At 73.2% G+C, this 13,732-nt stretch carries 15 protein-coding genes, 1 tRNA gene and 1 pseudogene; 7 read left to right on the forward strand and 10 right to left on the reverse strand.

The annotated features are described in order from the left end of the window. Positions 1-83: 83 nt before the first annotated feature. The gene (locus tag CP969_RS19305; protein WP_004986193.1) at positions 84-908 is read left to right on the forward strand and encodes a YceI family protein; all 825 of its coding nucleotides are present in this window, start codon (positions 84-86) and stop codon (positions 906-908) included. Here CP969_RS19305 and CP969_RS19310 read toward each other — a convergent pair. Then, a complete protein-coding gene (locus tag CP969_RS19310) occupies positions 891-1,592 on the reverse strand; it encodes a GAF and ANTAR domain-containing protein (protein ID WP_016825546.1) in 702 nt (233 codons plus the stop codon). The two genes, CP969_RS19305 and CP969_RS19310, sit on opposite strands and share 18 nt — an antisense overlap. Positions 1,593-1,638: 46 nt before the next feature. Then, the gene (locus CP969_RS19315) at positions 1,639-2,382 is read right to left on the reverse strand and encodes an ANTAR domain-containing protein (RefSeq protein ID WP_050793788.1); all 744 of its coding nucleotides are present in this window, start codon (positions 2,380-2,382) and stop codon (positions 1,639-1,641) included. Between the two features lie 252 nt (positions 2,383-2,634). On the opposite strand from CP969_RS19315, the gene CP969_RS19320 reads away from it, so the two are divergent. Both CP969_RS19320 and CP969_RS19325 read left to right on the forward strand, forming a co-directional pair. Next, positions 2,635-2,994, forward strand: coding sequence for an STAS domain-containing protein (locus CP969_RS19320; RefSeq protein WP_016825544.1), 360 nt, complete (start codon positions 2,635-2,637; stop codon positions 2,992-2,994). A 21-nt stretch (positions 2,995-3,015) separates the two neighbouring features. After that, positions 3,016-3,506 (forward strand): annotated as a pseudogene (locus CP969_RS19325) (PPOX class F420-dependent oxidoreductase). A 13-nt stretch (positions 3,507-3,519) separates the two neighbouring features. Here CP969_RS19325 and CP969_RS19330 read toward each other — a convergent pair. The 6 genes from CP969_RS19330 to CP969_RS19355 form a co-directional block, all read right to left on the reverse strand. Beyond that, positions 3,520-4,293, reverse strand: coding sequence for a TetR/AcrR family transcriptional regulator (locus tag CP969_RS19330; protein ID WP_016825543.1), 774 nt, complete (start codon positions 4,291-4,293; stop codon positions 3,520-3,522). Positions 4,294-4,376: 83 nt separating this feature from the next. Then, positions 4,377-5,915: an MFS transporter gene (locus tag CP969_RS19335; protein WP_016825542.1), complete on the reverse strand. Its 1,539-nt coding sequence runs from the start codon at positions 5,913-5,915 to the stop codon at positions 4,377-4,379. Positions 5,916-6,057: 142 nt separating this feature from the next. Further along, positions 6,058-6,795 carry a response regulator transcription factor gene (locus CP969_RS19340; protein ID WP_171817489.1) on the reverse strand — a complete coding sequence of 246 codons (738 nt, stop codon included), beginning with the start codon at positions 6,793-6,795 and terminating at the stop codon, positions 6,058-6,060. Between the two features lie 224 nt (positions 6,796-7,019). Then, complete coding sequence (locus CP969_RS19345; RefSeq protein ID WP_004986171.1) at positions 7,020-7,922, reverse strand: amidohydrolase family protein; 903 nt, start codon at positions 7,920-7,922, stop codon at positions 7,020-7,022. Positions 7,923-7,993: 71 nt separating this feature from the next. Next, the gene (locus CP969_RS19350) at positions 7,994-8,872 is read right to left on the reverse strand and encodes a DUF2797 domain-containing protein (protein WP_016825540.1); all 879 of its coding nucleotides are present in this window, start codon (positions 8,870-8,872) and stop codon (positions 7,994-7,996) included. Between the two features lie 11 nt (positions 8,873-8,883). After that, entirely contained in the window at positions 8,884-9,327 is a 444-nt protein-coding gene (locus tag CP969_RS19355; RefSeq protein WP_099156156.1) for an HGxxPAAW family protein, read from the reverse strand. 102 nt (positions 9,328-9,429) lie between these two features. Between CP969_RS19355 and CP969_RS19360 the strand changes: the two genes are divergently transcribed. The 3 genes from CP969_RS19360 to CP969_RS19370 all read left to right on the forward strand — a co-directional run bounded on the left by CP969_RS19360 (position 9,430) and on the right by CP969_RS19370 (position 11,030). Further along, positions 9,430-9,906 carry a MarR family transcriptional regulator gene (locus tag CP969_RS19360; RefSeq protein WP_004986157.1) on the forward strand — a complete coding sequence of 159 codons (477 nt, stop codon included), beginning with the start codon at positions 9,430-9,432 and terminating at the stop codon, positions 9,904-9,906. 101 nt (positions 9,907-10,007) lie between these two features. Next, the gene (locus CP969_RS19365; RefSeq protein WP_004986153.1) at positions 10,008-10,442 is read left to right on the forward strand and encodes a DUF7144 family membrane protein; all 435 of its coding nucleotides are present in this window, start codon (positions 10,008-10,010) and stop codon (positions 10,440-10,442) included. 39 nt (positions 10,443-10,481) lie between these two features. Further along, positions 10,482-11,030: a potassium channel family protein gene (locus CP969_RS19370; protein ID WP_016825536.1), complete on the forward strand. Its 549-nt coding sequence runs from the start codon at positions 10,482-10,484 to the stop codon at positions 11,028-11,030. Between the two features lie 99 nt (positions 11,031-11,129). Here CP969_RS19370 and CP969_RS34260 read toward each other — a convergent pair whose 3' ends face one another. Continuing rightward, complete coding sequence (locus CP969_RS34260) at positions 11,130-11,261, reverse strand: hypothetical protein (protein WP_016825535.1); 132 nt, start codon at positions 11,259-11,261, stop codon at positions 11,130-11,132. A 425-nt stretch (positions 11,262-11,686) separates the two neighbouring features. On the opposite strand from CP969_RS34260, the gene CP969_RS19380 reads away from it, so the two are divergent. Continuing rightward, a complete protein-coding gene (locus CP969_RS19380; RefSeq protein WP_026085053.1) occupies positions 11,687-12,991 on the forward strand; it encodes a hypothetical protein in 1,305 nt (434 codons plus the stop codon). A gap of 567 nt (positions 12,992-13,558) precedes the next feature. Here CP969_RS19380 and CP969_RS19385 read toward each other — a convergent pair. Then, positions 13,559-13,631: transfer RNA gene (locus tag CP969_RS19385), tRNA-Arg, on the reverse strand. Positions 13,632-13,732 lie beyond the last annotated feature (101 nt).

Below are 13,732 nucleotides of genomic sequence, written 5' to 3' on the forward strand. Positions count from 1 at the left end.
CGCGTTCCGAGCGGGGACGCGCCCCGCCACGGGCCGGTCCCCCCTCAGACCCTTTCGCCATCCTTCGCAGGGAGAACAACGGGATGCCACTGACCGCGAGGATCCGTACCCGGGACGGATGGGCCGTGTCGCACGCGGTCGTCACGGTGGTCGACGCGACCGGTACGCAGGTGCTGCGCACCGAGGCGGACGCCGAGGGCGCCGTCCGGGACGCCACCGCGCTGGCACCGGGGGCGTACACCGTCGTCGTCACCGCGGTCGGCTACGCGCCCGCCGCCGCCAGCGCCCTCGTCACGGGCGGGGGAGGGCGGGCCGAGGTCGGCACCGTGACCCTGGCCCGGCAGGGCGGCACCGAGCTGCCGCCGCCCGGTCCGTGGACCGTGGACCCCGCGCACTCGAGCGTGGCCGCCGTCGCCCGGCACCTGGGCATCTCCAGCGTGCGCGGCCGGTTCACCGACTTCTCCGCCGCGCTGGAGATCGCGCCGGACGACGTCGCCGGGTCCCGGGTGGAGGCGGTGATCCGGGCGGCCTCCATCGACACCGGCAACGGCGTGCGCGACACCCACCTGCGGTCGGCGGACTTCCTGGACGTCGAACGGCACCCCGAGATCACCTACCGGTCCACCGGTCTGACCGGGGCCGGCTCCGACCGCTGGACGGTCCACGGCGAGCTGACGATGCGCGGGGTCGCCCGGCCGGTCGACCTGGACCTGGCCTACCTCGGCACCGGACCGGACCCGTGGGGCGGTACGCGGGCGGCGTTCCGCGCCACGGCCGAACTGCGGCGCGAGGACTTCGCGATGAACTACAACCAGGTCCTCCAGGCGGGCATCGCGGCCATCGGCACCACACTCCGGGTGGAGCTGGACGTCCAGGCGGTGCGGGGGACGTCAGTTCCGGCCGTCTGAGGGCCCGTTCGCGGTGCGCGCCACCACCTGGGCGCACAGATCGCGGAGTTTGATGTTCCGGTCCTGTGAGACGCGGCGCAGCCGTTCCAGGGCCCGGCCCGCGTCGATCCGCTCGCGGGCCATGAGGATGCCGGTCGCCTGGTCGATGACGCTGCGCGAGAGCAGGGCGGTGCGGACGTCGGCGGCGGACTGCCGACCGCGTTCGATGCGCAGGGCGGTGGTGACGGTGTCCGTCACCCGGACCGCGAGGGCGCGGGCCGCCTCCCGTCCGGCGGCGAGCGCGCCGGGACGCTCGCCGTAGAGGTTGAGCGCGGCCCCCGACGCGCCCGCCACGTCCAGCGGGACCGCCAGCACCGTGCGCACCCCGGTGGCCAGCGCGTACCGCGTGTACTCCGGCCAGCGCGTCTCGGCGGCCAGGTCGGGGGAGTACTGCTCGGTGCCGGTCCCGGCGGCCGCCACGCAGGGGCCCGAACCGTTCTCGTACTGCCGCTGGTCGAGGCCGCTGGGCAGGCCCGCGCTGCCCGCGAGGGTCAGCAACCGGTCGGCCCGACGCACCGTGATGCTGCACGCGGCGGCGCCGGGCACTTCCTGCACCGCGCGGTCGGTCAGGTCGCGCAGCAGCGTGTCGAGACCGCTGCTGCGCACCATCGCCTGATCGAGCGTGTCGGACGTCTCGGAAGTCATGCCCGTACGGATATCCCGCGGGAGCCCGCCCACGCCCGCGGGCGGATCACCGGGCGTCGGGGGTGTTGTGCGCGTCGACGATGCGGCGGGCGAGGTCCCGGAGCTTGACGTTCTCCCGCTGCGATGCCTTCACCAGGCTGTCGAAGGCCCCGGCCGCGTCGATGTTCAGGCGCTCCATGAGGATGCCGGTGGCCTGGCCGATCAGGTCCCGGGTGCGCATGGCCTCGGTGAGCTGCTCGCGCACGGTGGCGGACTCCAGGGCGATGCCGACGTGCGCGGTGAACAGCCGGCCCACCCTGAGCGCGGTCTCGTCGAAGGCGCGCGGCTTGCGGGCGTAGGCGGTGAGCACGGTCAGCCGGCGGCGGTCGGCGCGCAGCCGCAGCGACAGCACGGAACGCAGGCCCAGTTCGGACAGCGCGTCCTCGCCCTCGTCGCCCTCGCTGTCCGTGACCTCGGCCACCGGGGCGGTCCACAGCCGCTGCCAGTACGGCTGCCGGTCCCCCGCGGGGTGGCCGTCCTCGGCGGCGCGCACGACCTCGTCGGTCCAGGCGAGCGTGCGGCGCAGGTTGTTCCGCTCGATGAGGGAGATGCCGGCGTGCTCGGCGCCGGGCACGAGGTCCACCGCGAGGCGGACCGCGGTGTCCAGGGTGGAGTCCGGGGTGGGCGTCTCGTGGAGTCGCCGCGCCGCAGCCGTCAGCGCTTCCGCCAGGTCACCACCGGATGGAAAACAGGGCAAATCAGCAAACTCGGACGCAGCCACCACGAACCTCTTCGGCGTGCACGACCACATGGCCGTGCGCAGGAGAGCTCCGCAGCACATTCCTGACTGCGAGCACAGGACGTAAGAACTCTAACCGTTCACTTGCCGGGAGGTGACGCCCGGATGCCGGGAGGCGGTCGCCCGCACCCGCGGGGTCCGAACACGCCTCGCGCGCCCCCCTGGGGCCGCTTCCGCCGGGGCCCTCCGGCATGGTGCAATGGCCGGACGGGTCAGGAAGCGGCCTCACTGGAATACCGGACGAACGTCTGCCAGGTGACTGCCGTGACCTTCCCCCCGTTCCCCCCTCCCGAACCGCACGACCCGTCCGAGCGCGTGCTGTTCCCGTTCCCCCCGGAGATCGACTTCTCCACCGCCTCCGATCTGCTGCCGCTGATCCTGTCGCGGACCCACGCCCGTCCCGGCGGCCCGCCGGGGGTCCTGGTCCTCGACCTGACCCCGACCCGCTTCATGGACTCCCAGGGCGTCCGCCTCATCAACGAGGTGCGCCAACTGCTGCGCCCCCGCACCCGCGTCCACGTGGTGGCCCGGCCGGACGGCCTGGCGAGCCACGTCCTGGAAGTCACCGGACTGCGCCGCGACGTCCCCGTGTACGACAACCTCCCGGAGGCGATGGCCGCCTAGGCTCGCCCCACGACACCGGACATCGCGACGAACACCCGTGTCTCCCCGGACGAGTTGCTGGACTTCGTACGGCCCCGGCACCGCGCGGTCCTGCTGACCCGGCGGGCCGACGGCGCTCCCCAGGGCTCACCGCTGACCTGCGGGGTCGACGACTCGGGCCGGATCGTGGTCTCCACGTACCCGGAGCGCGCCAAGACCCTCAACGCGTGGGGGCACCTCCCAGGCTCTTGAGGCACTGGGGGAGGGACGCGCGGGTGAGCGTGATCGTGCTGAGCGACGACTGGAACGGTCCCTGGGTGCGGATCGACGGCACCGCCGAGGTCGTGGACGCGCCCGACTCGGTGGAGCCGCTGGTGGAGTACTACCGGAACATCGCCGGGGAGCACCCCGACTGGGACGAGTACCGGGCGGCCATGGTCAGGCAGGGCAAGTCGGTCATCCGGATCACTCCCGAGCGGTGGGGCCCGGTGGCGACCGGCGGGTTCCCGGCGCGGCTGGTCGAGGGGGAGTAGGCCCCCGGTCCCCTCAGTCCCGGCCGCGGGCCACCATCGTCTCGATGCCCGCGACCAGCAGGTCCAGGGCGAACGCGAAGTCCCGCTCCATCATCTCCTCGACCGTGTCGCCGCCGCGGGCCTCCATGATCCTCGTCGTCTCCTGGGCGACCTCGGCGGTGTCGGGCGCCCGCGTCACCGCGCTCATGGCCTGCCGGTGGTACTCGTCGGGGGTCATGTCCGTCTCGGCGACCCGGGCGAGGAAGTGGCCCTCGATCGTGCCGTAGCCGTACACGAACTGGAAGACGGCCGAGATGGCCCCGGTCACCCCGTGCGCGGGCAGGCCCGCCTTGTGGACGACCCGCTGGATCACCCGGGAGAACGACAGCGAGTTCGGCCCGATGTTGAGGAAGTTCCCGGCCAGCGGCGACAGCCAGGGGTGGCGCACCAGAAGGGCGCGGTACTCCCGCGCGAGCACGCGCAGTTGGTCGCGCCAGTCCTCGTCGGCGGCCGGGTCGGGCAGCGCGAGTTCGCCGTGGACCGCGTCCAGGGCGAGTTCCAGGAGGTCGTCCTTGGTGTCGACGTACCAGTAGACGGACATCGCCGTCACGTTCAGCTCGGCCGCGAGCCGCCGCATGGAGAACCGGGCCAGGCCCTCGGCGTCCAGCAGCCGGACGGTGGCCTCGGTGATCCGCTCCCGGTCCAGCCCCGACGGCTGCCCGCCGCCGCGCCCGCCCCGGCGGGTCCTGCCCTCCAGCCAGACGCTGGGCCGCGCACCCCTCCCGGACCGCTGGGCTGCCCTCACCATGGCGCACCTTCCTCGACTCGCCGACGCCGATCATGCTAGGGCGTGGCGCGAGAGCCCCGCCTTCGTCCGGACGACCCCGGTCCTCAGGACTTCTCCCCGGAGTCTGCCCGGCCCGCCCGGTGCAGCAACGCCGCCGCGACCAGTCCGCCGAGCAGCACGGCCGGCGCCCCCACCAGCAGACTCGTCTCCAGCCCGGAGGAGAACGCGTCGGTGATCCGCCCCCGTTCGCCCGCCGAGTCCGCCGCGGCCAGCGCCGCCGGGAGCGAGCTCGCCGCCACCGGCACCAGGGCCGCGAACCGCGCGTTGAGCACCGCGCCCAGCACGGCGACCCCGAGCCCGTGGCCGAACTCGGCGAGCGTGCCGTTGATCCCGGCCCCGACGCCCGCCTTCTCCCGGGGGATGGAGCTCATGACCGCGTGCGCCATCACCGGGCTGCCGAGCGCCGTGCCCGCCCCGATCAGGACCAGGCCGAGCAGCGTGCCGGCGTAGCCGTGCCCGGTGAGGGTGGCGATCGACACCAGCCCGCCCGCCATCAGCGCCATGCCGAGGGCGATGGAGAGCGGGGTGCCCAGTTTCGCCGCCCACTTCGTGCCCACGCCCGTGAAGTTGAGGGCGACGACGGTCAGGGCCATCGGCGCGGTGCGCAGGCCCGCCTCCAGAGGGCCGTAGCCGAGGACGAACTGCAGGTACTGGGTGAGCAGGAAGAGCGCGCCGCCCATGCCGAAGGTGATCAGCACCAGGCCGCCGACCGCGCCCGTGAACCGGCGGTTGCGGAAGAAGTGCGGGTCGAGCATCGGGTGGGGGATCCGGCTCTCCCAGTACGCGAAGGCGCCGAGGACCACGACGGCCACGGCGGCCGTGGTCAGCACCCGGCCCGAGGTCCAGCCGTGTCCGGGGCCCGAGATGATCGCGTAGACCAGTGCCGCCATGCCGAGGGTGGAGAGCACGGCGCCGAGCAGGTCGGGGCGGTCGCCCTGCCGGTTCCTGGACTCGGGGACGTAGGCCACGACGGCGGCCAGGCCGAGCACCGCGACCGGCAGGTTGATCAGGAAGATCGCGCCCCACCAGAAGTGGTTCAGCACGAAGCCGCCGACCAGCGGGCCGGCCGCGAAGCCGAGCGAGTTGACGGCGCTCCAGATGCCGATCGCCCTGGGCTGCTCCTCGGGCGTGAAGATCTGCATCACGACGGCGAGGGTCGTGGTCAGCAGCAGCGCGCCGCCGACGCCCATGCCGGCCCGTGCCGCGATCAACTGGCCGGGCGACTCGGCCAGTCCGGCCGCCAGCGAACCCGCGCCGAACAGGGCCAGACCCACGATCAGCATCCGCTTGCGGCCGTAGCGGTCGGCGGCGTTGCCCGCGGTGAGCAGCAGGCCCGACTGCACCAGGGAGTACGCGTTGATCATCCATTGGATGTCGGCGGTCGAGGCGTCCATCTCCCGGGTGAGCGAGGGGATCGCCACGTTCAGGACGGTGTTGTCCAGCAGCACGGTGAGCTGGGCGAGGCAGATCACGCCGAGGATCAGCCAGCGCCGGGAGTGGCCCTGGGGCTGCTGGGACCGCTGGGTCCGCTCACCCCGGTCCGGGGTCCGGTCGGGGGTCTGTTCCTGGGGGGAGGCCGTCATGCCGTACACCGTAGAGCGGTTCCCATACGGCGTACAGCTCCCCTCTCCTCCGCGCCGTGCGACGAGGTCCCCGGGAGGAGAAGGAGGTCCCCAGGAGGAGAGGGGAGGGCGGCGGCCGGTGCGGCACCGGCCGCTTACGCCCTCACACCGCGGGCTTGATCATGTACCCGGCACCGCGCCGGGTGTGGATCATCGGTTCCCGCCCCGCGTCGATCTTCTTGCGCAGGTACGAGATGTACAGCTCGACGACGTTCGCGTGCCCGCCGAAGTCGTAGGACCAGACCCGGTCGAGGATCTGCGCCTTGCTGAGCACGCGCCGCGGGTTGCGCATGAGGAAGCGCAGCAGCTCGAACTCGGTGGCGGTGAGGTGGATGCCCTCCCCGGCCCGGGTGACCTCGTGGCTGTCCTCGTCGAGGGTGAGGTCGCCGACGACCAGCAGGGACCCGGCCCTGCGGTCGGCCGCCCCGGAGCGCCGGATCAGCCCGCGCAGCCGGGCGACGACCTCCTCCAGGCCGAACGGCTTGGTGACGTAGTCGTCGCCGCCGGCGGTCAGCCCCGCGACACGCTCCTCGACGGAGCCCTTGGCGGTCAGGAACAGCACGGGCACGTCCGGCAGTTCACGGCGCAGCCGCCCGAGGACGGACAGCCCGTCCATGTCCGGCAGCATCATGTCCAGGACGACGGCGTCGGGCCGGAGCTCCCGCGCGGCCCGGAGAGCGCCCTGACCGTCCCCCTCGCTGTGTATCTGCCAGCCCTCGTACCGCAGGGCCATGGACAGCAGTTCGGTGATCGACTGCTCGTCGTCCACCACGAGCACGCGGACGGGGCCCCCGTCCGGCCTCAGCAGTTCGGTGCGCCCCCGGGGCGAGATGGTGGTCATGCCGGACACGATGTCCGCCGCCTCTGAGAGCATCCTTTCGCCCTTCTGTGTTTTTGCTGAGAAACGCACGGGAGGCGCCGGGCCCCGGCCCGGGCCGGCGTCCGGCCGCCGCCCGGTCCGGTACTCGGACCGCCGGGCCCGGTGTCCCGGCCGCCGCCCGGTCCGATACGGGCCGCCCCGTCCGGCGCTGCGGCCTCCGCCCGGCGCTCCGGCTGCCGTCCGGCTCAGTCGGGCAGGCCGAAGAGCCGTGCCGCGTTGTCGTGGCACACCGCCCTCAGCCACCCGTCCCCGAGCCCCAGCCGCTCCAGCGCGTGGAGCTGGTGGACGTACGGATACGGGATGTTGGGGAAGTCGGAGCCGAGCAGGACCCGGTCGCCGAGGGCGGCCAGCCGGGGCAGGGCCCGCCGGGGGAACGGCGCCATGCGCTCGCTGAAGTCGGTGAACGCCATCGTGGTGTCCAGCCGCACCTCCCCGTACCGCTCGGCGAGGTCCAGGAAGTCCTCGTACTCGGGCATCCCGAGGTGCGCCACGACCAGCCGGAGCCGGGGGTGTCGCGCCAGCACCCGCGCGATCGGCTCGGGACCGGTGTGCTTGCCGGGCGCGGGCCCGGACCCGCAGTGGATCACCACCGGGACACCCGCCTCGGCGAGCAGCCCCCACACCTCGTCCAGCAGCGCGTCGGCCGGGTCGTACGCACCCACCTGCACATGCGCCTTGAACACCCGCGCCCCCGCCTCGACGGCCTCCCGGACGTGGTCCGCGGCGCCCGGCTCGGGGAAGAGCGTCGCGGTGTGCAGGCAGTCCGGCGTGCGGCCGGCGAACCCGGCCGCCCAGTCGTTGAGCCACCGGGCCATGCCCGGCTTGTGCGGGTAGAGCATCGCCGTGAAGGCGCGCACCCCGAACTCCCGCAGCAGTGCGGCCCGTTCGTCCTCCTCATGGCGGTAGGTGATCGGCCACTCGATCCCGCCGGTCAGCTCCCCGAGCGCGTCGAAGTACGCCCACACCTTGCGCAGCACCCGCTCCGGCATGAAGTGCGTGTGCACGTCGACGAGCCCGGGCAGCCCGAGCCCCTCCCAGAAACGCCGCACGTCACCGGCTTCGGTCCGCGGATCGAGATGAGCACCCATGCCCCCACGATCACCCCTGAGCAAGCGCTCGGTCCACCCCTGTGGACGGGGCGACCGGGAGCCGGGCCGGTTCAGAACAGCCCGTCCTGCCGTCCCGGCCGCTGCGTGAACCCCTTGACCGGCACGTCGAGTTCCCGCTCCCGCCCGCCGGCCGGGACCAGCCCCCAGCCGGCCAGCAGCCGCGTGTCCAGCACCACCACCCCGGCGCGCGTCGCCAGGTGCAGATCGGGCCCGGCGGCGGCCACCAGCTCCCCGCTCACCCCGCCCCCGGCGACCAGCTCGCTCACCGCTCCCACGGCGGCCGGCGCCCCCGCCAGCCCGAACACCCCGACGTGGTCGACGGGCCGGAACGGCTCACGGCCGAGCGACTCCGGCCAGCCGCTCAGCGCCACCGCCCGCGCGTGCAGTGCGGCGATCTCCGCCGCCCGCGCCCCCTCCGTCTCCGGCAGGGCGGCCCGCACCGCGCGCTTGTCGGCGTAGGGGATCCGGTCGGGCACCCCGAGCGCGGCGCGCAGCAGTTCCTCGGTGCGCCGCGCCGCCATCAGCGGCCCGGTCCCCAGCCAGCTGAAGCAGACCGCCCCCTGCTCCAGCAGCCGCGCCGGACCCCGCTCCACCGCGGTGATCCCGACCTTGGCCATCCCGGGCCCGAACCACGCCAGGTAGACGCGGTACGGCCGCGGATCGTCCGCAAGGGTGTCGGCGGCCACGGAGTGCGCCCGGTCCAGCCGCGCGCACTCCTCGCAGCGCGCCCCCGTGCTCCGCCCCGGCACCACCGCGCCGAGCGGACACCGGTGCCCCCGCGCCCCCACGCAGGTCCGCACGCCCGCTTCCTCGACGCCGAAGGCCACCCGCTTGCCCCGGGACAGCGCACTGCGCCGCCCGCCGTCCCACGCCAGCTCGGGACCGTCCGCGGACCACCGCAGCCCCGAGCACCTCCATGCCTGTGCCATCCCCGACGAGCCTAGGGGCCACCGCCGACAACGGCTCCGCGCGGCGGCTCGGCCCCGGCGCGGCCGGTGCCCACGGGATCCGCGTCCGCGGTTCCGCCCCGGGGCGCGGGAACGGCCTCCCGGCCGGAAGCCACCCGCGCCGCGTCCCGGCCGCCCCGCCCCCGGCCCGCCAGTCGGCACCCGAGGCACCGGGCGTGCCCTTCCAGTGCCTCCAGGTCCCGCACCCGCCAGTCCCACTGCTCCCTCGGCCGCGGCCCGGACGCCTTGCCCCAGCCGGCGAGGTGCAGCACCCAGGTGGTGAGGAGGCCGACCACCACGATCCCCGCCCCGACGGCCGACAGCGGGCCGGACACCGTGCAGACCCCCAGGCCCAGTACGGCCGCTCCGGCCGTGACGATCCCGAAACCGGTCCATCCGGCGACCGTGTGCCCATGGTCATATGGATGTGCGCCCACGTCTGCCCCTTCACGCAGTCGGTGCCCCACGACGAACATCTCACGTCGTGAGGAGTTTACGGAAGAAATATCTCACGAGCTAAGTGAAATGAGGAACCCGGGATGCACGCCACTCCACGCCCGCCCGCGACCCAGGAGCAGGCGATGTGGGCGATGGACCAGCTCATCGCGACCCACCTGGTGGGTCAGCAGGAAATGGCCCAGCAGGCCGGCCTGAACGTGACCGACATGACCTGCTTCGGCTTCGTCATCGCGGCCGGGGAGAACCTGCTCACGGCCGGCGAGCTGGCGGAGCGCGTCCACGTCACGACGGGAGCGATGACCGGGATCCTCAACCGCCTCGAACGCGTGGGCTACATCACCCGCCGCCCGGACCCCGCGGACCGCCGCCGCGTCCGCGTGGCCGCGCAGCCGGACGCCGTGGTCCTCGTGCGCAAGCTCTACGAGCCCTACTACGTCCGTCTCGCCGCGCTCTTCGCCGACTACTCCCCCGACGAGATCGCCGTCCTGCACGACTGGTTCACGCGCGCGACGTCCCTGGCGGCGGGCCACCTGGAAGAACACCGGCGCACCGGCTGACGGGCCGCGCGCGGTGCGGCACCGAGATGCCGGGTGCTCCGCCAGGTGCAAACCTGAAGGAGAAGATGCACCGTTCGGGGGACTTCCGAAAGGTCGAACACATGGCGAGCAACGTCGGTAGTACGCACCGCCCGCGGGCCGGGTGGGAGGCGGAGAGCACGTGGGCCACGGGCTGGACGGTGGCCGCGGCGGCCCTGATGACCTTCGGCGGCATCATGGCCATCTTCCAGGGCATCGCCGCCATCGCCCAGGACGACGTCTTCGTCACCACCCGCAACTTCACGTACGAGTTCAGCCTGACCGGCTGGGGCTGGGTGCACCTGATCCTCGGCGCCCTGGTGACGGCCGCCGGCCTCGCCCTCTTCCGCGGCGCCCCCTGGGCCCGTGCGGTGGGGGTCGCCCTGGCCGGACTGAGCATGATCGCCAACTTCGTGTGGCTGCCCTACTACCCCGTCTGGTCGATCGCCCTCATCATCATCGACGGCTTCATCATCTGGGCCCTGTGCGCACCGCGCCGCGAGTCCTCGACCGCCTAGGCCGTCCGGGCCACCGGCCGCCTCCCGCCCCGCAGGCCCATGGCAGGCGACCGCGCCGCGCCCTTCCCCTCGTGGGAGGCCATCTGGCCCTGGCTCGCCCAGCTGGGCGGCCTGACGGCCATGGTCACCGCCTACTTCCTGCTGCCCCTGGACCGCCTGGGCCCGGACCGCCCGGTCCTGAGCTGGATCCTGTTCGGCCTCGCCCTGGCGCTGATCGCCCTCCTGCTGCTGCGGCAGGTCGTCAGCCTCCTGCTCGACCGCCCGGGCACCCGCCCGGGCCTGGTCATCTCCCTGCTGATCTGCCTGTCCGTGCTGGTCTTCGCGACCGCCTACCAGGCGCTGGCCCAGCGCCCCGGCGAGCTCGAGGGGCTCACCACCCGCCTGGACGCCCTCTACTTCACGCTGGTCACCCTCGCCACCATCGGCTACGGGGACATCACTCCGCACGGCCAGACGGCCCGCCTGGTCGCCATCCTCCAGATCCTCTACACCTTCGTCTTCCTCACCGCGGCGGCCACCGCCCTGACCCGCCACCTGCGCAACACGCTCCGCCACCACGAGGACGTCCGCCGGCACGACCGCCCCTGACTCACCCGCTCCGCCCGGCCGCCGGGTACCGCTCGAGCGCGACCACCCCGTCCGCGTCGAACTCCCACCGCCGGACCGCCCGCCGCAGTTCCTCCTCGGTCAGCCACCCCCACCACGTGACCTCCCCCGGATCCGGGGCGAGATCCCCACGTCCACCGTCGACTCCCCCACCTCGACGGCCCCGCCGACCAGCCGGTCGAACTCGTCCACCCGCTCCACCAGCTCGCTCATGGGGTCACCGGGCCAGCTATGCGGCCCGTTCACCGCCGGTGAGTCCAACGCGATCGACCAGGTCCTCTCCGGCCTTTCTCCGGTTCTCCTCGGGTTCTCCTCGGGTTCTTCTCGGGCATTTCTTTTCGGCGCCGCAGTACGGCCGCTCCGGTCGAAGACGCGCCAGTGCCGGTCGGCGGCCAGGACGCGGCGCAGGCACCGCCCACCCCCGAGTGACATGCATCACAAAAGAACGTGGACGTCATGAACAACCGTCCCCGTCTGCCCTTTTCATCCGACTGAAACCCCCTCAGGGACAACCGCGGGCCGAAAGAAAAACCAGCCCATTCCTTTACCCCGGCCATAAACTCATCGGTATTCGAGCCGCCCTGCGCACATTGCACGGCGGCCGTTCTCCTTTTCTCTTCCGGCAAGAAGGGTTCCCAGTGAAGCTTTGCCGTTCCCTCGCCGTGGCCGCCGCCGTCGCGGTGACCGCGCCCGTCGCGCTGTTCACCGCCGGTCCGGCCCTCGCCGCCGGGACGCCCGCGGCACAGACGCAGCACCAGCCGACGTACGCGGAGCTGGAGAAGGCGGCTGCCGACGCGGAGAAGGCGTACGAGAAGGCCGTCGCCGCCGAGGCGGAAGGGCGCAAGAAGCTCGAGGCCACCCTGGACTCCCTGGACTCCGACACGCACCCGCTCAAGGCGGCCACGATCACCGCGGACAGGGCGGCCAAGGAAGCGGCCGGCGCCGAGGCCGCCGCCGAGAAGGCCGTCGCGGACGCCGAGGCCGCGCTCGAAGCGGCCGGGAGCGACACCGAGAAGGCCGAGGCGCAGCAAGCCCTCGACGCCGCCGAGGCCGATCTGGCGAAGGCGGTCGAGGTCCGGCAGGAGGCCGACGCCGCGGCCAAGGCGGCCCGCACCGCACTGGACGACGCCCGGGTGGCGGCCGTCCGCGAGTACGGCGTGGTCAAGGACACCCTCGAGAAGGCCCGCGAGACCAAGGAGGCCGCCGAAGCAGCGCTCGCCACCGCCGAGGAGTGCGTCCGTGAGAACGGGCTGACCTCGCTCGCGGTGGGGCTGCCGTCCGAGGTCGTCGCGGGGACCACCGTCGATTTCACCCTGCGCGTGACCAACGGAACCCGGCGCACCCTGGCGGTGGACCCCCTGGTGTTCTTCCACGCGGACAGCGAAGGCCGCGGCGAGAAGAACCCCCTGGAGGTGCAGTGGTCCAACGGCTCCGGCTGGCGGACCCTCAACGGCAGCGAGCCCGAGCACATCGCGCGCATCGACACCATGAAGCCGGGCGAGCAGAGCGAGGTGAAGCTGCGGATGAAGGTCGACTCCGCGGCCCGGGCGGCCGACGCCTTCGCCCTGTTCGCCGGCGACGCCTCCGACGCGTACCGCCCCTGCGTGCTGGGCCCGATGAAGCGCTACGACTTCACGCTGCTGCCCGCGGGCAGCAAGCCCGGCCCCGTCGACGAAGCCGAGCCCGGCCGTCCCGGCGAGGACGACGACAAGCGGCCGGTCACCGCGGAGCCCGGCAAGGGCACGGGCGCGGGCACGGGCCCCTCGGCGCAGGGCGGGGCGTCCCGGCAGGCGGCCACCGGGACCGGCGCCGGGGGCAGCCTCGCCGCGACCGGTACGTCCTCCGCCATGGCACCGCTCGCCCTCACGAGCGCCGTCACCGTCGCACTCGGCGCCGGAGCGGTTCTCACCCTGCGCCGCCGCAAGGCCGCGGACAACGCCTGATCCCGACGCCCGACGCCTGACCCCGACGTCCGGCGCCGGCGGGCGCGGCGCTCCCTGCCGGGAGCCCGACGCGCAGCGGCCGTCCCTCACCCTTCGTAACCGAGCACCTCGGAGCGTGAGGGATGGCCGCGCCGCACGCCGGGGCCCTAGGATTCCGGCGATCCAGCGATCCCGGTGATCTCAGCGATCCCGGCGATCCCCCAGGCCGAGTGACCGATGACGACAGCCGTCGGCCGGTGCCGGTCGCCGTCGGACACCGCCGTCACGGCAAAGGACCGGAGGCCCTGGGGAGTGGTCCCAGGGCCTCCGGTGTGCTGGGCACCCGGCGGTGGGACAGGTCTCCCCGGCTGGGGCGAGGCGCTCAGGCCACGGACCACGGTGCGGCGGGCGGAAGCGCTCTCCGGCACGTCGCCCGGCCGCATACCCTCCGGTGCCGAGCAGAGTCAGCGCGATCCCGGGACTTCCGAGTGCCACCAGCACCGTCGGCGCGACGGAGCTGTACGCCCCTGGAACACCAGGGGCTGGAACGCCAGAGGCCCCGGATCACTCCGGGGCCTCTGGTCTGTGTGCACTCGGCAGGATTCGAACCTGCAACCTTCTGATCCGTAGTCAGATGCTCTATCCGTTAAGCTACGAGTGCCTGTTTCTGCAATTTTCTCGCCGCTCCCGGCCCTTCCGGCCCGCTCGCGGCGACAGGAAGAACATTACATGACTGCCGCCGCCATGTGAAATCCGTTCACC

Origin of the sequence: Streptomyces viridosporus T7A, assembly GCF_008704515.1 — a bacterium.
Classification (GTDB): Bacteria; Actinomycetota; Actinomycetes; order Streptomycetales; family Streptomycetaceae; genus Streptomyces; species Streptomyces viridosporus.

Bases quoted from the DNA above. Each gene is read 5' to 3' on its own strand.
- CP969_RS19305 (WP_004986193.1), top strand. From the start codon at position 84: ATGCCACTGACCGCGAGGATCCGTACCCGGGACGGATGGGCCGTGTCG.
- CP969_RS19310 (WP_016825546.1), bottom strand. From the start codon at position 1,592: ATGACTTCCGAGACGTCCGACACGCTCGATCAGGCGATGGTGCGCAGC.
- CP969_RS19315 (WP_050793788.1), bottom strand. From the start codon at position 2,382: ATGTGGTCGTGCACGCCGAAGAGGTTCGTGGTGGCTGCGTCCGAGTTT.
- CP969_RS19330 (WP_016825543.1), bottom strand. From the start codon at position 4,293: ATGGTGAGGGCAGCCCAGCGGTCCGGGAGGGGTGCGCGGCCCAGCGTC.
- CP969_RS19335 (WP_016825542.1), bottom strand. From the start codon at position 5,915: ATGACGGCCTCCCCCCAGGAACAGACCCCCGACCGGACCCCGGACCGG.
- CP969_RS19340 (WP_171817489.1), bottom strand. From the start codon at position 6,795: ATGACCACCATCTCGCCCCGGGGGCGCACCGAACTGCTGAGGCCGGAC.
- CP969_RS19345 (WP_004986171.1), bottom strand. From the start codon at position 7,922: ATGGGTGCTCATCTCGATCCGCGGACCGAAGCCGGTGACGTGCGGCGT.
- CP969_RS19350 (WP_016825540.1), bottom strand. From the start codon at position 8,872: ATGGCACAGGCATGGAGGTGCTCGGGGCTGCGGTGGTCCGCGGACGGT.
- CP969_RS19360 (WP_004986157.1), top strand. From the start codon at position 9,430: ATGCACGCCACTCCACGCCCGCCCGCGACCCAGGAGCAGGCGATGTGG.
- CP969_RS19365 (WP_004986153.1), top strand. From the start codon at position 10,008: ATGGCGAGCAACGTCGGTAGTACGCACCGCCCGCGGGCCGGGTGGGAG.
- CP969_RS19370 (WP_016825536.1), top strand. From the start codon at position 10,482: ATGGCAGGCGACCGCGCCGCGCCCTTCCCCTCGTGGGAGGCCATCTGG.
- CP969_RS34260 (WP_016825535.1), bottom strand. From the start codon at position 11,261: ATGAGCGAGCTGGTGGAGCGGGTGGACGAGTTCGACCGGCTGGTCGGC.